This window comes from Rhodococcus sp. DMU1, assembly GCF_012272955.1.
Classification (GTDB): Bacteria; Actinomycetota; Actinomycetes; order Mycobacteriales; family Mycobacteriaceae; genus Rhodococcus; species Rhodococcus aetherivorans.
The window spans coordinates 356587-376288 of record NZ_CP050952.1 but is presented as its reverse complement, the minus strand read 5'-3'; the positions used below and the strand labels follow the sequence as shown (position 1 = coordinate 376288).

Annotated in this window: 17 protein-coding genes and 1 tRNA gene; 9 read left to right on the top strand and 9 right to left on the bottom strand. The window is 70.6% G+C overall.

Annotated elements, in window-relative coordinates:
- Window positions 1-8: 8 nt before the first annotated feature.
- From HFP48_RS01735 to HFP48_RS01720, 4 genes are all read right to left on the bottom strand, one after another.
- Complete coding sequence (locus tag HFP48_RS01735; protein ID WP_168578922.1) at window positions 9-980, bottom strand: alpha/beta hydrolase family protein; 972 nt, start codon at window positions 978-980, stop codon at window positions 9-11.
- Between the two features lie 128 nt (window positions 981-1108).
- Window positions 1109-2458, bottom strand: a complete 1350-nt coding sequence (locus tag HFP48_RS01730; protein ID WP_246872500.1) for a DUF1254 domain-containing protein — start codon at window positions 2456-2458, stop codon at window positions 1109-1111.
- Between the two features lie 140 nt (window positions 2459-2598).
- Window positions 2599-2683, bottom strand: a tRNA-Ser gene (locus HFP48_RS01725).
- Window positions 2684-2693: 10 nt separating this feature from the next.
- Complete coding sequence (locus HFP48_RS01720; RefSeq protein ID WP_006932792.1) at window positions 2694-3182, bottom strand: MarR family transcriptional regulator; 489 nt, start codon at window positions 3180-3182, stop codon at window positions 2694-2696.
- Between the two features lie 96 nt (window positions 3183-3278).
- Between HFP48_RS01720 and HFP48_RS01715 the strand changes: the two genes are divergently transcribed.
- The gene (locus tag HFP48_RS01715; RefSeq protein WP_006932790.1) at window positions 3279-4265 is read left to right on the top strand and encodes an NAD(P)H-quinone oxidoreductase; all 987 of its coding nucleotides are present in this window, start codon (window positions 3279-3281) and stop codon (window positions 4263-4265) included.
- A 14-nt stretch (window positions 4266-4279) separates the two neighbouring features.
- On the opposite strand, the gene HFP48_RS01710 is transcribed toward HFP48_RS01715, so the two are convergent.
- On the bottom strand, window positions 4280-5488 hold the full coding sequence (locus tag HFP48_RS01710) for a cysteine desulfurase-like protein (protein WP_029547046.1): 1209 nt from the start codon (window positions 5486-5488) through the stop codon (window positions 4280-4282).
- A gap of 155 nt (window positions 5489-5643) precedes the next feature.
- Here HFP48_RS01710 and HFP48_RS01705 point away from each other — a divergent pair, with 155 nt between their 5' ends.
- From HFP48_RS01705 to HFP48_RS01685, 5 genes are all read left to right on the top strand, one after another.
- Complete coding sequence (locus tag HFP48_RS01705; RefSeq protein WP_029547045.1) at window positions 5644-6231, top strand: bacterial proteasome activator family protein; 588 nt, start codon at window positions 5644-5646, stop codon at window positions 6229-6231.
- Between the two features lie 38 nt (window positions 6232-6269).
- Window positions 6270-7145: an ABC transporter permease gene (locus HFP48_RS01700; protein ID WP_006932781.1), complete on the top strand. Its 876-nt coding sequence runs from the start codon at window positions 6270-6272 to the stop codon at window positions 7143-7145.
- 12 nt (window positions 7146-7157) lie between these two features.
- Window positions 7158-7982 (top strand): ABC transporter ATP-binding protein, encoded by an 825-nt coding sequence (locus HFP48_RS01695; RefSeq protein WP_029547044.1) that lies wholly within the window; start codon window positions 7158-7160, stop codon window positions 7980-7982.
- Window positions 7979-8878: a glycosyltransferase family 2 protein gene (locus HFP48_RS01690; RefSeq protein WP_043796752.1), complete on the top strand. Its 900-nt coding sequence runs from the start codon at window positions 7979-7981 to the stop codon at window positions 8876-8878. The genes HFP48_RS01695 and HFP48_RS01690 overlap by 4 nt, the downstream gene beginning before the upstream one ends.
- A gap of 144 nt (window positions 8879-9022) precedes the next feature.
- The gene (locus tag HFP48_RS01685; protein ID WP_168578921.1) at window positions 9023-9877 is read left to right on the top strand and encodes a class I SAM-dependent methyltransferase; all 855 of its coding nucleotides are present in this window, start codon (window positions 9023-9025) and stop codon (window positions 9875-9877) included.
- Between the two features lie 4 nt (window positions 9878-9881).
- Here the strand turns inward: HFP48_RS01685 and HFP48_RS01680 are convergent, their stop codons facing one another.
- Both HFP48_RS01680 and HFP48_RS01675 read right to left on the bottom strand, forming a co-directional pair.
- Window positions 9882-11393, bottom strand: a complete 1512-nt coding sequence (locus HFP48_RS01680; RefSeq protein WP_168578920.1) for a glycosyltransferase family 39 protein — start codon at window positions 11391-11393, stop codon at window positions 9882-9884.
- Window positions 11394-11396: 3 nt separating this feature from the next.
- The gene (locus HFP48_RS01675; RefSeq protein ID WP_072633980.1) at window positions 11397-13298 is read right to left on the bottom strand and encodes a glycosyltransferase; all 1902 of its coding nucleotides are present in this window, start codon (window positions 13296-13298) and stop codon (window positions 11397-11399) included.
- Window positions 13299-13503: 205 nt separating this feature from the next.
- On the opposite strand from HFP48_RS01675, the gene HFP48_RS01670 reads away from it, so the two are divergent.
- Window positions 13504-15750 carry a YfhO family protein gene (locus HFP48_RS01670; RefSeq protein WP_168578919.1) on the top strand — a complete coding sequence of 749 codons (2247 nt, stop codon included), beginning with the start codon at window positions 13504-13506 and terminating at the stop codon, window positions 15748-15750.
- On the opposite strand, the gene HFP48_RS01665 is transcribed toward HFP48_RS01670, so the two are convergent.
- Window positions 15737-16576, bottom strand: coding sequence for a glycosyltransferase family 2 protein (locus HFP48_RS01665; RefSeq protein ID WP_168578918.1), 840 nt, complete (start codon window positions 16574-16576; stop codon window positions 15737-15739). The two genes, HFP48_RS01670 and HFP48_RS01665, sit on opposite strands and share 14 nt — an antisense overlap.
- 165 nt (window positions 16577-16741) lie before the next feature.
- Here HFP48_RS01665 and HFP48_RS01660 point away from each other — a divergent pair, with 165 nt between their 5' ends.
- Both HFP48_RS01660 and HFP48_RS01655 read left to right on the top strand, forming a co-directional pair.
- A complete protein-coding gene (locus HFP48_RS01660) occupies window positions 16742-17743 on the top strand; it encodes a glycosyltransferase family 2 protein (RefSeq protein WP_029547039.1) in 1002 nt (333 codons plus the stop codon).
- Window positions 17744-17745: 2 nt separating this feature from the next.
- The gene (locus HFP48_RS01655; protein ID WP_006932758.1) at window positions 17746-18714 is read left to right on the top strand and encodes an NAD(P)-dependent oxidoreductase; all 969 of its coding nucleotides are present in this window, start codon (window positions 17746-17748) and stop codon (window positions 18712-18714) included.
- Here the strand turns inward: HFP48_RS01655 and rfbB are convergent.
- Window positions 18672-19688 (bottom strand): dTDP-glucose 4,6-dehydratase, encoded by a 1017-nt coding sequence (rfbB, locus tag HFP48_RS01650; protein WP_168578917.1) that lies wholly within the window; start codon window positions 19686-19688, stop codon window positions 18672-18674. The two genes, HFP48_RS01655 and rfbB, sit on opposite strands and share 43 nt — an antisense overlap.
- Window positions 19689-19702 lie beyond the last annotated feature (14 nt).

Here is a 19702-nt window from a genome sequence, read left to right as displayed (position 1 = left end):
GGAACCGCTCAGCCGAGACCGAGGGCGCGTTCGAGCGTCGGCCAGGCGGTGCGCAGGTCGTCCTGCCAGTAGGGCCACGAATGCGTGCCGTACGGGCGGTAGACGATGGTGGCGGGGATTCTCAGCTCCCGCAGCCGCCGGTCGAAGCCGATCGTGCACACGAAGGCGCCGACCTCGAGCGGTCCGCCCACGTCGAGAGCCTCCGCGTCGGGGCCGACGTCGTACGGGCCGGGCAGGCCGTTACCGGTGCTGATGAAGATCTCCTTGCCGCGCAGCCGCTCGGCCAGGGCGTACGGGTCGTGTGCCGCCCACGCCGGATCCCCCGGTGCACCCCACATGTTGTCCGGATTGCCGCCCTTGTAGGCGACGGTCCCGCGCACCGCGTCCTGCGCGGACGCCTTCGACGTGTCCAGGCAGCCGCTCAGCGCGGCCACGCCCCGGTACAGGTCCGGATTCCGGGCGATCAGGCTCGCCGCCCCCGTCGCGCCCATCGACAGTCCGCCGATGGCGTTCACTCCGTTGCCCGCGAAGCGGGCGTCGATCAGCGGCGGCAGCTCCTTCGTCAGGAAGGTCTCCCACGCGTTCACGCCCAGAACGGGGTCCGGCGCGAGCCAGTCCGTGTAGTAGCTGGCGGTACCGCCGATCGGCAGCACCACGTTCACGTTCTTGTCGGCGACGAAGTCGACGAGGTCCGTGCGCTGCGTCCACGTGCTCTCGCGGTAGTCCGACTCGGCGCCGGCGCTGACGCCGTCGAGCAGGTAGAGGGACGGGCGCGGCCCGTCCCCGGCGGGGTGCAGGACCTGCACCTGGACGACCCGCTGCATCGACGGCGAGGACACGAACACCGCCGAGCGTCGAGCGGTGAGGGACTCCACCCGATCCACCCGCGCGGATGCCCCCGGCTCGGCGGACACGACGGACGTCACGGACAGTGGCAAAACGAACGCCGCGACGAGCGTCGCGACCACAGCTCTGAGCATCAACTTCCTTCGTCCCCCGACTTCGGAAAATCCGATTCCACAGTACGGACCGGGGCGGGTCAAGAAAGTGGGGCTCGTCACCAACGCGGATCGCCGCCCTTGGTGACGGTGGGGCACCGCGTCGCCGGCTACGGCTGGGGGGTCGGTTCCGGCGGGGTCCACGCCCGGTCCGACGGCAGGTACGACCGGAACATCAGCACGAATTCCCCGGGCGGCGCCGGCAGCCAGTTCGAGCCGCCCGACACCGGCGGCCGGGACGAGACCCACACGTCGAGCGCACCGTCGGGACCACGGACCAGTCCGGGCGTCCGGTCGCCGACGGCGTAGCGGTCGACCGGGTTGGCGACGAGGAACATGTCGGGGCCGTACACGGTGACGGACCAGAAGCCGCGGTCGTCCACCGGCGGCCCCTCGGGCGGGAAGCGCAGGAGGTAACCGGCCTCGCCCCGCAGCGCCGATCCGTCCGCCGCGGTGCGGGCCACGTGGTACGTCGATTCCTCCGGCACGTTCGCGCCGAGCCCGATCGTCGCGACCACCGCGCGCTGCAGGTAGTCGGTGCCGTACCGGCCCGCGGTCGCCAGCGAGCCCCACACCGCACCGGACTGCTCGCCCGAGTCGACGAGGTCCCGGATGCGTCGCTCGCCGCGGATCACCCCGGTGGCGAGTGCGGCGACGGTGTCCGCCGGCCCGGCACTCGGCCGGGCGCCGGGCCCGACCCCGAGGCCGGCGAGTTCGTCGAGCAACGGTCCGTCGGCGGGCGGTGGTGGGTTCGCGGCCAGGATCGCCGACAGCTCGTCGAAGAACTGCGGCCCCGACGCCGCGAGCGCCTGCGGGTCGGGGTTGCTTCCGCACGCGGTCGGCGGCAGCGGTGGCGGCGCATCGGCGACGGGGGCGGTCAGCACGGTGAGCGAGTACTGCCGCTGCACGGCCCGGGCGGCCTCGAGGTCGGTCTGCGCCTCGACGAGAGTCCGGCCGATCATCCAGGCGTCCCACGTGGGTGACTCGATCACGGCCGCTCCCGCCGGCAGCGGACCGTCCCATCCCGGTGGGACGACGACGTGGGCGCCCGCGGCCGATCCCGTCGCCCGGGTGCCGACGTTGGCGAAGACGTCGGTATAGATGTCGAGAAATTGGAAGTCGAAGTACCGATCCCCCGCCTCCGGATGCGTGAGCAGCACCGGTCCTTCCCGAAGATCCAGCCACGCAATCGAATACAGTGTGTCGACGTTGGGGGCGACGACGACGCGCGAGGTGGGATCGGCCGTCGCGGACTGGTGGTGGAGCCGGTTCACCGGCAGCAGGCAGAGCATGTTCGCCCGGGTCCGCGCGAGCGTCACGGGCGCGTAGCCGTAGACGTAGCCGTCGGTGGCCACGTCGACCGCGGTCCGCTCCGGTTCCGCTGCCGGATGCGGCGCCGCGCAGGCGGTCAGCAGGCCCACCGCGAGCGCTGCCGCCGCCCGAGCTGCTGTGCCGGCCATTCCGTCAGTGTAGGAGGCGAGAACGCGTTCCTGGAGCGACACTCGCCGTCGGATCCGGGCGCTCCGGTGCCACCTGCGCGCGTCCGACGACGAAGCCCGTCACCTGCACACACGCCGCAGGTGACGGGCTCTCCTTCCGGCGGAAGCGGAGGGATTTGAACCCCCGGTCGCTCTCACGACGCTCGCTTTCAAGGCGAGTGCATTCGGCCGCTCTGCCACGCTTCCGTGGCAAATCCTAACCACACCTGTCGTCGACGGCCGCCTCCACCTTGGTGAAGATCTCGGAGAGGGTCCGGATCTGCGTCCTCGTGAGCAGGTCGACGAGGTTGCGGCGCACCCCGGCGACGTGCGTGGGCGCGGCCTCGGTGAGCCGGCGGCGGCCCTCGTCGGTGAGGGTGGCGAGGACGCCGCGGCCGTCCTCGAGGCAGGAACTGCGCACCACCATCGACGCGGCCTCCATGCGGCGGATCTGGTGGGTGAGGCGACTGCGGGACGACAGCACCCCGTCGGCGAGGTCGCTCATGCGCAGCGCCCCGTCGGGAGCCTCGGAGAGCAGCACCAGGATCCGGTACTCGGCCAGGGACAGGCCGTGCGCCTCCTGCAGGTCGCGATTGAGTCGATCCATGAGCCGGTGATTGCCGTCGATGTAGGCCCGCCATGCCCGCTGCTCGTCCGTGTCGAGCCAGCGCGGATCGGGACGGTCGGCATGCAGTTCGGCTGTCACGCGGGCAGTGTAGAGGCAGGCCGTCGTCTGTGTTACTCGCCGGTCAGTTCGCTGCGTGTCGCCCCTGCGTCGGCGTGTCGCGATAGCGTCGAACCCATGCGCGCAATCACGATCACCGAACCCGGCGGCTCCGGGGTCATGCAGTGGGCCGAGCAGCCCGACCCCACCCCCGGTCCCGGACAGGTCCTGATCGACGTGGCCGCGACGGCCGTCAACCGTGCCGATCTGCTGCAGCGCCGCGGCCTGTACCCGCCGCCGCCCGGGTCGAGCGACGTCCTGGGTCTCGAATGCTCGGGGGTGATCGCCGAACTCGGTGAGGGCGTGAGCGGCTGGTCGATCGGCGACCGGGTGTGCGCGCTGCTGACCGGCGGCGGCTACGCCGAGCAGGTCGTCGTCCCTGCCGGACAGGTCCTGCCCGTGCCGGAGGGCGTGGATCTCGCGGTGGCGGCGTCACTGCCCGAGGTGGCGTGCACCGTGTGGTCGAACGTGGTGATGGCGGCGGGCCTGCGCCGCGGTGAGGTGCTGCTCGTGCACGGCGGTGGGGGCGGCATCGGCACCCACGCCATCCAGGTCGGCAAGGCGCTGGGCGCGAAGGTCGCGGTGACCGCGTCGGCCGGCAAGCTCGACTACTGCCGTGAGCTCGGCGCCGACCTCGCGATCGACTACCGCTCGCAGGACTTCGTCGCCGAGGTCCGAGGCCGGTTCGGCGGCGCCGACGTGGTGCTCGACAACATGGGCGCGGCCTACCTGTCCCGCAACGTCGACGTGCTCTCCCCCGACGGCCGGCTCGTGGTGATCGGCATGCAGGGCGGCGCGAAGGGCGAGCTCAACCTCGGCAAGCTGCTCGCCAAGCGCGGGCACGTCCTCGCCACGGGCCTGCGCGGGCGGCCGGAGACCGGCCGTTCCGGCAAGAGCACGATCGTCGCGCAGGTTCGCGAGCACGTGTGGCCGATGATCGCCGAGGCCCAGGTCCGGCCCGTCGTACACGCAGAGGTGCCGATCACCGAGGCCGCGCGGGCCCACGAGATGCTGGATTCCCCCGACACCGTCGGCAAGGTCGTGCTGCGCATCGATCGGCACTAGGCCGGTCGGCCCGGTCAGGAGGCGGTGAGGTTGCGCAGCTCGCGCACCAGCTGGTCGAGCTCGTAGCGGGTGGTGTACGGGGCCAGGCCGATGGTGACCGCGCCGCCCTCGTCGCTGACGCCGAGCGAGTCGAGCAGGCGGCTCGTGCCGCGGCTGACCGCGACGGTGGCGATGCGACGGTCGGCGAGATGCGCGGCGACCTTCTCGGCGGGCACCCCCGCGACGGTGAAGCTCAGCGTCGGCACGCGGCTCGACGCACGGCCGATCACCATCACGTCGGGCAGGTTGTCGAGCAGGCGCATCAGCCGCTCGAACAGCTGGTCCTGGTAGCCCTGCAGCGAACTGATCGACGTTTCGAGACGCTCGCGGCGCGTGCCGGTCGCCTCGTCGTCGAGGGCCGCGAGGAAGTCGACGGACGTGACGAGCCCGGCGAGCATCGCGAACTGATGGCCGCCGACTTCGAGCCGCTCGGGGCCGCGTGCGTGCGGATCCAGGGAGACCGCCGGGATCCGGTCGAGTTGCGCCGGGTCGCGGAACACCAGGGCGCCGACCTGCGGTCCCCCCCACGCGGACGCGTTGACCGCGAGCACGTCGGCGCCGAGTTCGTGGATGTCGACGTGCGCGTAGGGCGCGGCCCCGGCTGCGTCGACCACCATGAGCCCGCCGACCTCGTGGAGCCGGTCGGCGGCGACGCGCACGTCCGGCGCGGAACCTACGAGCGACGACGCGGCGGTCAGCGCGACGAGCCGGGTGGTGGGAGTGATCAGTTCCTCGAACTGCCAGCTCGGCAGCTCGCACGTCTCGATCTCGACCTCGGCCCACCGGACCTGGGCGCCGTAGCGGCTCGCGACGCGCAGCCACGGTGCCACGTTGGCCTCGTCGTCCAGCCGGGACAGCACGAGCCCGGTGCCGAGCCCGAGCCGGGAACTGAGCGACTCCGCGAGCCAGGCCAGCAGGACCGCTCGATCCGGTCCGAGCACCACACCCGCCGGGTCACCGCCGACGAGATCGGCGACGGCGACGCGCGCCGCCTGCAGCAGCGACGCGCTCCGACGGTTGGAGGTGTGCCGGCCCGTCGGGGACGCCGCGGCGTTGCGGAATGCCGTCGACACCGCGCGGGAGACCGCGTCGGGAATCTGCATTCCGGCCTGTGGGTCGAGATGGATCCAACCGTCGCCGAGCGAGGGAATCAACCCCCGGATCCGGGCAACGTCGTAAGCCATGCGTGACACTCTAAATCCCGGTGTCAATCGTGTGTCGTCCACGTCGGTCCCGTACGCCCTCCGAAGGTGCACGTACGGAGCGCAATGTCGGGTGAAACCTCCCGTATCGGGAACCTGACTCGGCAACGGCACCGGCGAGAGGACAAGATGGAACCATGACGCATTCGGAGAATGAGCACGTCCTCGTGATCGGACCCGACGGCAATCCCGTCGCGGTCCAGCGCGACGGTACCGCCTCCGGTGATCCGCGGGAGTCCGCCGCCGAGCCCCAGGAGAAGCCGGATGACGCCGAGTCGCTCGCCGACATGGTCGAGCAGCCGGCGAAGGTCATGCGGATCGGCACCATGATCAAGCAGCTGCTCGAGGAGGTCCGCGCCGCGCCGCTCGACGATGCGAGCCGTGCCCGTCTGCGCGAGATCCACCAGTCCTCCATCCAGGAGCTCGGCGAGGGCCTCGCCCCGGAACTGCGCGAGGAACTCCAACGGCTCGCGTTGCCCTTCGGTCAGGACGAGGTGCCGTCCGACGCGGAGCTGCGGATCGCGCACGCTCAGCTCGTCGGTTGGCTCGAGGGCCTGTTCCACGGCATCCAGACGGCACTGTTCGCGCAGCAGATGGCGGCGCGGGCGCAGCTCGAGCAGATGCGTCAGGGTGCGCTGCCGCCGGGCATGCTGGGGGGCGGACCGCGCCCCGACGAACGGCACGGCCCGGGACCGGGTGCCCCGGGTACCGGTCAGTACCTGTAGCGACGGCCCGACCACGATCCCCGGTAGGCTCGGACCTCGTGTCAGCTTCTGCCCTCGATCCCGAGCCCACCGCCGCGGACTCTCCGGTGGTGTCGGATTCGCAGACCTTCCGGCGCGGCCTGAAGGATCTGCGCGACGGCTTCGCCCAGCGCGAGCTGTGGCTCAGCCTGGCCTGGCAGGACATCAAGCAGCGCTACCGGCGCTCGGTCATCGGTCCGTTCTGGATCACCATCGCCACCGGTGTCCAGGCCACCGCCATCGGCATCCTGTACGCCGCGCTGCTGGACATTCCGCTCGACGAGTTCCTGCCGTACGTGACGGTCGGACTGATCGTCTGGAACATGATCAGCGCCTCCATCCTGGAGGGCTCGGAGGTGTTCATCGCCAACGAGGGCCTGATCAAGCAGTTGCCGTCGGCGCTGAGCGTGCACATCTACCGGCTCGTGTGGCGGCAGTTGCTGTTCTTCGCCCACAATCTCGTGATCTACGTGATCATGATCTTCGCCTTCGGAGTGTGGCGAGACCTGACCTGGACGTCCCTCGCGGCGATCCCGGCGCTGGGCCTGATCGTGCTCAACGCCGTCTGGGTGGCGATCCTGTTCGGCATCTTCGCCACCCGCTACCGCGACATCGCCCCGATCCTGTCCAGCCTCACACTGCTGCTGTTCGTGCTCACCCCGATCATGTGGACGACGCAGAGCCTCGAGGCGCAGGGCGGGCAGGCCGCCCAGCGCGTCAAGCTGGCCGAGATCAACCCGCTGTTCCACTACCTCGACATCATCCGGGCGCCGATGATCGGCCAGGACCAGCAGGCCTACCACTGGTACATCGTGCTGGCGATCACCGTGGCCGGCTGGGGACTGGCGCTGCTGGCGCTGCGTAAGTACCGGGCCCGCGTGCCCTACTGGGTCTAAGGGGCCGTCATCATGACCGAACATGTGAGCATCGAGACGCGCGGCGCGTGCGTCGACTTCCCGATCTTCGACGCGAAGACCCGGTCGCTGAAGAAGGCGTTCCTCGGCAAGGCCGGCGGTTCGATCGGCCGCAACAACTCCGACGTGGTGGTGGTGGAGGCGCTGCGCGACATCACCCTGTCGCTGAAGGAAGGCGACCGCATCGGCCTCGTCGGTCACAACGGCGCCGGCAAGTCCACACTGCTGCGGCTGCTGGCGGGGATCTACGAGCCCACGCGCGGCAGCGCCCGGATTCGGGGCCGCGTCGCGCCGGTGTTCGACCTCGGCGTGGGCATGGACCCGGAGATCTCCGGCTACGAGAACATCATCATCCGCGGGCTGTTCCTCGGTCAGACCCGCAAGCAGATGCTCGCGAAGATGGACGAGATCGCCGAGTTCACCGAGCTCGGCGAGTACCTGAACATGCCGCTGCGCACGTATTCGACCGGCATGCGGGTCCGCGTCGCGATGGGCGTGGTCACCAGCATCGACCCCGAGATCCTGCTGCTCGACGAGGGCATCGGCGCGGTCGACGCCGACTTCATGAAGAAGGCGCGGGTGCGCCTGCAGAAGCTCGTGGAACGCTCCGGCATCCTCGTCTTCGCCAGCCACTCCAACGAGTTCCTCGCGCAACTGTGCGAGCGCGCGCTGTGGATCGACCACGGGCAGATCCGCATGGAGGGCGGCATCGAGGAGGTCGTGCGCGCCTACGAGGGCGACGACGCGGCCGACCATGTGCATCACGTCATCGCCGAGCTGGAACGCGAGCAGGGGCTGCCGCAGGAGCGCTCGGCGTGAGCGAACGCATCGTCGGGGTGGTGGTCACCCACCGGCGGCGCGAGCAGCTGGCACAGTCGCTGAAGGTCCTGAGCGCCCAGACCCGGCCGCTCGACCACCTGGTGGTCGTCGACAACGCCGACGAGGAGGCCGTGCGCGACCTCGTCGAATCGTGCCCCCTGCCCACCAGCTACCTCGGGTCCAAGCACAACCTCGGCGGCGCCGGTGGCTTCGCCCTGGGCATGCTGTACGCGCTGTCGCTCGGTGCGGACCGGGTGTGGCTCGCCGACGACGACGGCCGCCCGGAGGGCCCCGATGTCCTCGCGACATTGCTCGAGTGCGCGCAGCGGCACGGCCTGGCGGAGGTGTCGCCGGTGGTGTGCGACATCGACGACCCCGACCGTCTCGCGTTCCCGTTGCGCCGGGGCGTGGCGTGGCGTCGTCACCGCAGCGAACTCGGCGACGTCGAGAGCGACGATCTGTTGCCGGGCATCGCGTCGCTGTTCAACGGCGCCCTGTTCACCGCCGCCGCGATCGACGCGGTGGGCGTGCCGGACCTGCGGCTGTTCGTGCGCGGCGACGAGGTGGAGGTGCACCGTCGCCTGGTCCGCTCGGGTCTGCGGTTCGGCACCTGCCTGCGCACCGCCTATCTGCACCCCAACGGCGCCGACGAGTTCAAGCCGATCCTCGGCGGCCGGATGCACACCCAGTACCCGGACAACGACACGAAGCGGTTCTTCACCTACCGCAACCGCGGCTACCTGCTCTCACAGCCCGGTCTCCGCCGGTTGCTGCCACAGGAATGGGTGCGGTTCGGCTGGTACTTCCTCGTCAGCCGCCGGGACCCTGCCGCGCTCCGCGAATGGGTGCGGCTGCGCAAGCTGGGCCGGCAGGAACGGTTCGAGCGGCCTGTGTGAGGGACCGACTATCGGGCCGAATGTCACATTGCGTCGATGGAACCGGCGCAATGTGACATTCGGCCGGGTGGGAGGGCGCGATTGCGCCCTATCGGCCCACTGTCTAGGTTCGGGGCTAGGTCTCGACGGGCACGGGAGGGCGCGATGCTGGGGCGTTGGCGGGCGACGACCCGGGGCAAGCTGCAGCGTGCCGTCGCCGAAGTCGTCGACCTCTCGGCGCGACGCACCCGCGAGCTGCAGGAGAACCACCACGACCGGATTCTCGCCGAGCTGACCGCGACCACCGCGGAGCTGCGGCAGGTACTGGCCGAGCTCGCACAGACCCGTTCGGAGGTGGGCCTACTCCGGGAGCGCGTCGCCGATCTCGAGCACCGGCAGCGCCGCGACCTGCGCTATGCGATGGACCGCGCCGCGACCGACACCGCCGCGGCGTTCGCGGTCGCGAACATGCCCACCGCCGCGGTCCTCGGCACCCCGCACGACACCCTGCGGTTCGCGCTCGACCGGGTGTCCCGGCCCGGCCTGGCCCTCGAGTTCGGGGTCGCGTCGGGCACCACGTTGCGGATCGTCGCCGACGTGTTGGGCGCGGACCACCCGGTGTTCGGGTTCGACGTCTTCACCGGACTGCCGGAGGCATGGCGCAGCGGGTTCCCCGCCGGGGAGTTCGCGCAGGACACCCCGCCCGACGTGCCCGGCGCCGAGCTGGTGCCCGGCCTGTTCGCCGACACCCTTCCCCGCTTCCTCGCCGCACATCCCGGCGACGTCGCGTTCGTCCACCTCGACGCCGACCTCTACTCGTCCACGACGACGGTGCTCGACCTGCTCGAGGACCGCCTGGTGCCCGGCACCGTGCTGGTGTTCGACGAGTTCTTCAACTATCCCGGCTGGCAGCGGCACGAGTACCGGGCGTGGACCGAGTTCGTCGCGCGCACCGGTACGGCGTTCGAGTACCTCGCCTACACGGCCGACAACGAGCAGGTCGTCGTGCAACTGCGGTGAACCGTCACCGCACGAAACGGATCACCTGGCTGACATTGAACTGCCGGCGCTCGTCGATCCGGAAACCGGCATGCACGAGCCCGGCGTACTCCGGGGTCGACTCGAACCGGTGCGGTGGAAGCGTCCACCACTGATTCGACGTGTGATAGACCCGCTGCTCGATCGTCCGCTCGGCGTCCGCGAAGAACCACACCACCTCGCACGTTGGCAACTGCCCCGCGACAGCCTGGAACGGGAGATTCTCGTCCCACAGCCAGCCCTCGGCGGCCGCGGTCCGTCCGAGCCCCAGGTCGCGGGTCCCCGCGAACGTGTCCGGGCGCGCGGTCTGCACCAGCCGCTGCGACGCCGGGTTCCATGCGGCGCCGCCGAACAGCACACAGTCGCCCGGCGCCAGCCGGCCGGCGACGTCGCGGTTGACCGTGCTGAAGTCCATGCCGCTGGGGTCGGACCACGGGGAGCGCTGCGCGACGAACGACGGCACGGTCAGCAGCACCAGCGCACCGGTGACACCGACCGTCACCCACGGCCGCACGGCCACGGCGGCGACGGAGACCGCACCGATGAGGGCTACCGCCGGCGTCGTGAACGTCAGATACCGGTCCAGGTAGACCGGGGACGCGACGAGCGAGTACGCCACGAGCATCGCCATCGGCACGACGATCCACGGCACGGCCACCGCGAGAACACCGTGCCGCTGCGCCCGCATGCGTCGCCGCACAGACGCTACGAGCCCCACGACGACCAGGACCGTGAATGCCGCCGCGAACCAGGGGGCGCCCACGAACCACTGGTACTCCCACACGATCCGCGGCAGGTTCCGGTCGAGCGGCGGAATCCACGTGGTCTGCCCCGCCTGGGCGAACGCCTCCAGCACGAGCGGGCTCGCCGCCGCCGACCCCGCCACGACCGCCCCCAGCCACGTGAGTCCGCGGCGCCGCAGGTCACCCCGCAACGCCACGGTGATCAGATGGGCCGGTATCAGCGCGACCGTGTACAGGAACAGCACCACCGACAGTGCGAGCACAGCGGCGTACACCAGCCACCATCGGACCCGGCCCGACTCGCACGCCACGAGCAGCAGCACGGTCAGCCATACGGCGGCGGCCGCGGACGGGGCATAGCTGCGGGCCTCGACCGCAGCCCACGTCACGCGCGGCAGCAGCAGGAAGACGACACCCGCGAGCACGCCCAGCCGCCGGTCGGCGAGTTTCCAGCCCAGCACGACCACACCCCCGGCCGCGGCGCCCACGGCCAGGACGCTCGGCAGCCGCGCCGAGAATTCCGAAGCCCCGAAGACGGCGAACCAGTACCGCATCGCCACGTAGTAGAGGCCGTGGACGATGTCGACGTTACCGAGCACCCGGTCCAGGTCGACGCGGGAGCGCTGCGCCACCGAGAGGGTGGCCAGCTCGTCGTACCAGAAGGAGGGCCGCCCGGTGCCCAACGCTGCGACGATCGAACCCAGCAGTGCGATGAGGACAGCATCCCGCGCGCACGCCGTGGTCCGATCGGCCATCGGCTACTTCCCGTACAGGCGGGCCCAGTTCTCCCGGCTGGTCAGCTGCGGCATGGCCTCGCGATACCGCAAGGACACCGCGGGGGTCTCCTTCTTCAAGGCCTGCAGCGCGCGCACACCGCGCCGGAGCAGCGCGACGGCCCGCTCCTTGTCCCGCTTGCGCACGCGGACCCCTTCCTGGGACGCGTCGGTGACCACGGCGTGCGAGAACAGCGACACGTGCCACCAGTGCGCATCCGACGACGGGATGGCGACCGGATGCGCCGGGAGGCGACCGCGCCACTGGTTGAGGGTGCGCTTGGCCAGTACCGCCCACTCGAGGCTCTTGCGCGGGTACGGGCCGGCCGGGGTGATGAACATGTCGGCCGGACGCAGGCCCGGCACGTTGTTCGCGTTGTGGCGGATGGTCTCACCGTATTCCGCGCGCTCGCGCCGGATGGCGGCCGCCGCCTCCATGCCGCCGTCGTGCAGGAACTCGGGCCCCCGCAGGAAGTCCTCGACGGCCTTGATCAGGGTGAAGGCCATCCCGTACTGCATCGAGACGAGGTACCGGAACAGGTCGGTCCGCAACTGCTTGGCGAGTGCCTTGCCGTCGAGTTCGGTGTGCAGGGCCGCGGTGATCATGGCGTTGCGGAGGTTGAAGTAGCGGTGCCACTCGTCCCAGTCCTTCCACGCGAAATCCGCGTGCCACACCGCGGCACCGGGCAGCGTGACGGTCGCGACGCCGTTCGCCCGCGAGCGGTAGCCGTACTCGATGTCGTCCCACTGGAAGAACAGGGGCAGCGGATAACCGACCTTCTCCACGACCTCCGACGGGATCAGGCACGACCACCACCCGTTGTAGCCGGCGTCGACCCGGATGTCCTGCTGCTTCTTCAGCGTGCTCTTGTCCGCGAGCGCGTTCTTCACCTCCAGCCCGGCCTGGAGCCGCTGCAGGTCTGCGACCTCGGCCCCGACGTGGACCCGGTCGGGATGCAGCAGGTACAGCATCTGCGCGCCGACGATCGCGGGCTCGACGGTGCAGTTCGCGAACATGTTGAGCCGGACCACCGCCTCCGGTTCGCACAGGACGTCGTCGTCCATGAACACGATGTTGGCTCCGGGGTTCCGCGCGGAGCCGGCGACCTCGTACAGGCCGCGGGTGAATCCGCCGGCGCCGCCCAGGTTGGGCTGTGTGATGTAGACGAGCTTGTCGCCGAGTTCGGAGGCGACGCGCTGGAACTCCTGCCGAGTCTCCACCCGGTCGTTGCCCTGATCGATCACGTACACCGACTGCACGTCGGCCAGCGCGATCGGGTCGTCCGCCATGGCGGCCAGCGTCGCCGCGCAGTCGTCGGCGCGGTTGAAGGTGCAGATGACGACGGCGGCCGGCCGCAGGGACTTCGGTGCCGGCACCGTCCACCGGGCGTTCTCGACGGCCAGTTCGCCGGAGCCGGTGGAGATCCGTGCGAACAGGGCACCGCCGTCGACGAACCGGTCGATCGGGGTGGACACCGTCACCGTCGCGGGCGCGCCGTTCGACGACACGGCGGTCGTGGCGACGATCCGTCGCCGGCCCCGGGCATCGGTGGCGACCAGTTCGATGCGGCCGTCCCCGTCGACCTCGGCGACGAACTCGACCTCGGTGACGGCGGTCCAGCGCTGCCAGTAGCTGGCGGGGAATCTGCCGAAGTAGGTGTCCGTTTCGACACGGCTCCGGCGGCCGAGACGCACCCTGGTCCGCTCACGGTCGACGGTCCCCTTGACGGTGACGTACATGTCGTCGCTGACCAGCGGAGACGGCCCCGCGAACAGCGCACGCTGAGCGGTCGGACGGGTCGCGGGGCGCCCCGTAACGGACGAACCGTCAGCTGCGGTGCCGACCCCTCCCGTCGGTTCGATCGCAGCGAATTCGGCCTTGTCCATCCGTCGAAACACCTTTCGGAACCTTGCTGCCCCCCAGGACACAACTCGTCCCAGGCTACCAACGGACCGGGGACCGGCCGACGTCCCCGCGGATCCACCCCCGCGCCCGGCCGGTCGTCGCCCGGCCCACCCCCGTTATCCTTGGCCTCTGGCCAGCCTCGTCCCTGGCCTCCGGCCAGCCCCGTCCCCGACCTCTGGAGCACATGTGACCTCCGCCGTCGTGCCCGCGGTGACGACGCGGCGGCAGCGCCGGACGTGGGGTGCCGCAGTGGCAGCGATGGTGACGGTCACCTACCTGGTGATCCTGGCGGCCGACGATCGATGGTTCTACACCGACGACACGGAATCGGGTGCGGTACCGAACTGGATCTTCCTCGGCCGGATCCTGCGGACCGGACAGCTTCCGAGCCTCGTGCCGGAACAGTGGATGGCCGGGAACTACCCGGTCGAGGGGCAGGGCGGCCTCTGGAATCCGCCGCAGCTGCTCGTCAACCTGATCGCGCCGTCCGTCGACAACATGGTGCTGCTCTCGACTGGCGTGAAGTGGGCGTTCTCCGTCGTCCTAGCGCTGGGCGTGTACCGGATCTGCCTGGAGTACGGCGCTCGCGCGACGTGGGCGGCGGTGGTCGGCGCCGCCGTCCCGTTCACCGGGTTCGCGCTCTTCTTCGACCAGGCGACCTGGGTCACGGCCCTCACCGGGTCGGCGTGGGTGGCCCAGGCGTGGGCCAGTTCGCTCCGCTACCTGCGCGGACGCTCCGGTCCCCTGCCGGCGTTCGTGTTCCTGTACCTCGCCGTCAGCGTCGGCTACGTCTTTCCCGCGCTCGTCGCCGGGATCCTCACGGGCTGCCTCATGATCGGCGAACGGATCCATCGGCACTCGTGGCGGCCCTCGCTGCGGCTGGCGGTGGTCGCGAGCTGCGCCGCCGCGGGCGGGTTGATCACCTACCTGCCCGGGGCGCTGTCCAGCTCCGTCACCTGGCGCTCCGACCAGGGCTTCCAGAACGACAACTTCCTCACGGCACCTTGGTCGGACACCCTCAACTCCGGCATCCCCTCCGCGCTGCCGGGCATCGAAGCCTGGTTCGGGGAGGTGCAGCCGTTCCCCGTCACCTACATCGCCTGGTTCGCCGTCCCCGCGCTCGCCTTCGTGGACTGGAAGACCGTGCACCGGTCCGTGCGCAGCCTCGCCGGCGCGCTGATCTTCCTCGTCGCCATGCTCATGGCGACGGCCGGCCCCAGCGTGATGGGGCCGTTGCGCTGGCCGGCGCGGCTGCTGCCGATGTTCGCTCTCGCGACACTCGTGGTGGTGTGCGTGCTGATCAGCCGCCACGGCACGCTCCGCAGGATGCGGGTGCGGGCGGGCGCGGCGGCCACGCTCGTGCTGCTGATGACCCTGCGCTCCGGGTCCTCGTCCCCCGAGTTCATGAACCGTCACCTGCTGTGGGCGGGCGCCGTCCTCCTCGTCGGGGCCGCCGTCCTGTGGGTCGCGCTCCGCGCCGGTGACCGGGCGGTGGCGGCGATCCTGCTGCTCTCGGCGCTGCCCGTCGTGTACTTCCAGGTGGCGTCGACGACACCGCACCCGCTCGCGTGGGATCTGCCGGCCCGGCAGTCGGTCGCGAAGGAGAACTTTCCGGACCGGCCGGGCACCACGCTGCAGCTCGCCGACCGCGAACTGGTGCTGCCGTGGACCGCGAATCCGCAGGGTGTCTACCGCTCCCTCGTGTTCGGCAATTTCGCCAAGTCCCTCGACGAGACGTACGTCAACGCCTACACCCCCATCGGCTTCGAGGAGTTCGCCTTCCACCTGTGCATGCGGCACGACGGCTCGAGCTGCGACGACGCGTTCGGCGCCGCGTTCGCCACCGAATCGAGCACCGACCGGACGTACGTGGACCTGATGCTCGTGGATCGGGTGGTGCTGCAGCGCCGGCAGTACCCGGACGCCGACTCGGAGCCGGCGCCGCCCGGCTGGCGGTGGGTGCAGTCGCCGTCCGGGTCCGCGGACGCTGTGGACGCGGTGATCCTCGAACGGCTCGCCGGACCGATCAGCGGCCGGAACGGACGCATCTCCTTCACGGAGGGGGTCACCGCCACCTCGGTCTCCGAGGACTACGCGACGAGCCGGGTCCGCGTGAACTCGGTGGACGGCGGACGCGTCGTCTTCGGACGCCTGAACTGGCCCGGCTACTCGGCCACGCTGGACGGCCGGCCTCTGGAACCGCGCTCGGTGGACGGCATGTTCCTCGCGGTGGACATCCCCGCCGGCACCGAGGACGGCGAGCTCGTCGTGCGCTGGACACCGCCGGGCCAGGGAGCCGGGTTCGCCGGCCTGGGCCTCGGCATCGCGGGCGCCGCGGCGATGCAGCTGCTGTACCTGAGAGACCGGCGGAAGGCGCGACGGGAGAATCCGGAGGAGGCCGCGGCGCCCGTACCGGCGGCTACCGTGGGCTGAGACGCGACCGGAAGACGGTGTAGAACACCCGCCGCTGAAGCGCGGCGAGTTCGGCGCGGCGATTCCCCTGCCACACGTCGGCCGCCCGGAGCCCGCCGGGCAGTTGTTCGGACACCCACCGGTGATAGGCCTTCGCCTGCCGGGCCTGCTCGGCGACGAGGGCCACGCTCCACTGACCGGCACTGACCCGGAAACCGCCGACGACCTGCCGCAGGGCATACAGGTCGCCGTGGAACAGCACCTTCGTGTAGGAGGCCATGTCGATCAGGTAGGGGAAACGACCGTCCCATCCGCCGGCCCGCTCGAGGACATCGCGGCGCATCGTCACGCACATCGGCTCACCGAACACGTTCGTGCCCAGCCGCACGGTGCGCCGGATCGCCTCCCCGCCCGGCACCAGGCCCGACAGTCCCTGGAGACCGCGTCCGCCGATCATCTTCGCGCCTCGCGCGTCGAGAATGTCCCGCTGCGACGCCACCGCCACCGCCGACGGGTGCGCGTCCAGGGCCGCCACCTGGGCCGACAGGGCCCCCTGATACAGCAGGTCGTCGCCGCACACCAGCTTGACGTACTCGCCCGCGGCCTCGGCCGTCACGCGCTGCCAGTTCCGGGGCGCACCACCGCCCGTCGGAGTCGACAACAGGGTCACGCGCCGGTCGCCGGCGTACTTGCCGAGCAGGTCCGCGGTGCCGTCGGTCGAACTGTGATCGGCGATGATCAGTTCGAAATCCTCGAAGTCCTGCCCGAGCACGGACTCGACCGTCGCCTCGATGAACGGCGCATTGTTGTAGGCCGGAATCACCACGGACAGTTTCGGCCTCGTCACTGCTGCTCATCCCGTCCTCGAACGCACGCCCGGCGCTCGTGGCGGGCCGACTGACGGCGCCACCGTACATCGGCACGGCCCGCACCCGAAAACAGCCCCACCCGGCGTATACACTCCCGACTTGTGAGCAGCGACGACCGGCCGGGGGTGGGCACGCCACACCGCGTGTCGGTCGTCGTGCCGGTCTATCAGGGCGAACACACTCTGGGTGACCTGCTCGAGCAGATCGTTCCGTGGACCGAGGTGACATTGACCCCCGGCGGCCGTCCCATGGTGGTCGAGGAGGTCCTGCTCGTCCACGACAACGGCCCCGACGACTCGGCCCGCGTCATCCGGGAGCTGGCCGCGAAGTACCCCTTCGTCGCCGGGGTGTGGCTCAGCCGGAACTTCGGCCAGCATCCGGCGACGCTCGCGGGCATGGCGTCGAGTGGCGGCGAGTGGATCGTCACCCTCGACGAGGACGGTCAGCACGATCCCGCCGCCATCGGCGGGCTGCTCGACACCGCGCTCGACGAGGGCGCGACCGTCGTATACGCCAAACCGACGAACGCGGCACCGCACGGCCTGCTGCGCAACGTGGCCTCCAAGGGATCCAAGTGGTTCCTGGCCCGGGTGCTGTCCGTGCCCGACAGCCCCGATTACCAGAGTTTCCGTCTGGTGCTGGGCGAGGTGGGACGTTCCCTCGCCGCCTACGCGGGTTCCGAGGTCTACCTCGACGTCGCGCTGGGGTGGATCGCAGGCAAGGTGAGCACGAGCCCGGTCGCCCTGCGGGAGGAGCAGGGACGTGCGTCCGGCTACCGGCTGCGCACTCTGCTGTCGCATTTCTGGCGGATGGTGCTGTCGAGCGGAACCAAGGGCCTGCGGATGGTGAGCCTGCTGGGCGTGGTCCTGGCCGTGGGCGGGATCCTGTGGGCGGTGTGGGTGCTGGTGTCCTACCTGTTCCTCGGCAACCGTTTCCCGGTGCAGGGCTGGGCCTCGACGACGGTCATCCTGCTGCTGGGATTCGGCGCCGTCCTGTTCTCCCTCGGAGTCATCGCCGAGTACGTGGGGGTGGCGGTGAAGACGGCGATGGGCAAACCGCCGTACCTGATCGTCAGCGATCCCGGCTCCGGTCCGCTGGCCCGCACACAGCGGTATCCCGACCTCGAATCGTTCCGGAGCGGGTAGCCGTGCCGGCGCCGACGTGGGTCGTCGGAAGTGGCGGACTGCTCGGCTCGTGGGTGACCCGGGAGCTGCACCGCCGCGACGTCCCGGTGGCGACGAGCGTGGTGCCTTGGGAGGAGCCGGAGCAGGCCCGCAACGTGTTGCTGGCCGACGCGGACCGGTTCGTCCGCGCCACCGGTGGTGGGCCGTGGCGGGTCGCGTGGTGCGCCGGCGCCGGGGTGAACGGCACGACGGCGGAAGCATTCGCGGCCGAGAACGCTCTGCTGCGCGACGTGCTCGACGGACTGGCGCACGCAGCCGGCGGCAGCGCCGAGCACGGGACGGTGTTCCACGCCTCGTCGGCAGGCGGTGTGTACGCGGCCGCGCCGGGCGCACCCCACTCCGAGCACAGCCCCACGGCCCCGCTCGGTCTCTACGGACACGCCAAGCTGGCCGCCGAGGCCGTCGTCACCGACTTCGCCGGGGCGACGGGCGCCACCGCGGTGATCGGCCGCTTCGCGAACCTCTACGGGCCGGGGCAGAATCTCGCCAAGCCGCAGGGTCTCATCTCCCACCTGTGCCGCGGCTATCTCACCGGGGCACCGGTCTCGATCTACGTCTCGATGGACACCCTGCGGGACTACCTCTACATCTCCGACGCGGCGGAGATGGTTGCCGACGCCCTGGCGCGGGCGGAAGCCGAATCGGGCGGGGTGAGCACCAAGATCTTCGCGTCCGGCCGGTCGGTGACGATCGGCGCGATCCTCGGCGCGTGCCGGACCGTCTTCCGCCGCCGCCCCAACGTCGTGCTCGCGTCCTCACCGCTCGCGTCGGTGCAAGGGCGGGACCTGCGGTTACGGTCGCTCGTGTGGACCGAGCTGGACCGCCGCAGCCATCGGCCCCTCCCGGCCGGCATCGCCGCCACGCTGGAAGCGACCCGGCGCACGATGGGTCATTCGGCTCGGCCGAGTGTCCGCTCCCCGGAACGGGCGTAGGCCTGCTCGGTGGCGTCCTTCTGCGGTCGCCACCAGTGCTCGTGGGTGCGGTACCAGTCGATGGTCGCGGCCAGGCCCTCGCGGAACTCCCGGTAGCGGGGGGTCCAGCCGAGCTCGGTGCGCAGGCGGGTGGCGTCGATGGCGTAGCGCAGGTCGTGGCCGGGGCGGTCGGTGACGAAGTCGAAGTCGCCCCGATCCTTACCGCACAGCTCGAGGATGGTCTCGACGACGGTGCGGTTGTTCGTCTCGCCGTCCGCGCCGATCAAATAGGTCTGGCCGATCTCGCCCTTGTCGATGATCGTCCACACCGCCCGGTTGTGGTCGTCGACGTGGATCCAGTCCCGCACGTTCGCCCCGGTGCCGTACAGCTTGGGCCGGATCCCGTCGAGGACGTTGGTGATCTGCCGCGGGATGAACTTCTCCACGTGCTGATAGGGGCCGTAGTTGTTCGAGCAGTTCGAGATCGTCGCGGCCACCCCGAACGAGCGCACCCACGCGCGCACCAGCAGGTCCGAGCCGGCCTTGGTCGACGAGTACGGGCTCGACGGGTTGTAGGCGGTGGCCTCGGTGAACCGGGCCGGATCGTCGAGCTCGAGATCGCCGTACACCTCGTCGGTGGAGATGTGGTGATACCGCACCGAATGCCGGCGCACCGCCTCGAGCAGGGTGAACGTGCCGATCAGGTTGGTCTGCACGAACGGCGACGGATCGGCCAGGGAGTTGTCGTTGTGCGACTCGGCGGCGAAATGCACCACCAGATCCGACTCGGCGACCAGCGCGTCGACCAGGTCCGCGTCGGCGACGTCGCCGCGGACGAAGCGGATCTTCTCGGCGACCGGGTCGAGGGAGGCCGGGTTGCCGGCGTAGGTGAGCTTGTCGAGCACGGTCACCCGCGCCTCGGGGCGGTCGGCGACGGTCCGATGCACGAAGTTCGCACCGATGAAACCGGCACCGCCGGTGACGAGCAGCCGCATGCGGCAACCCTACC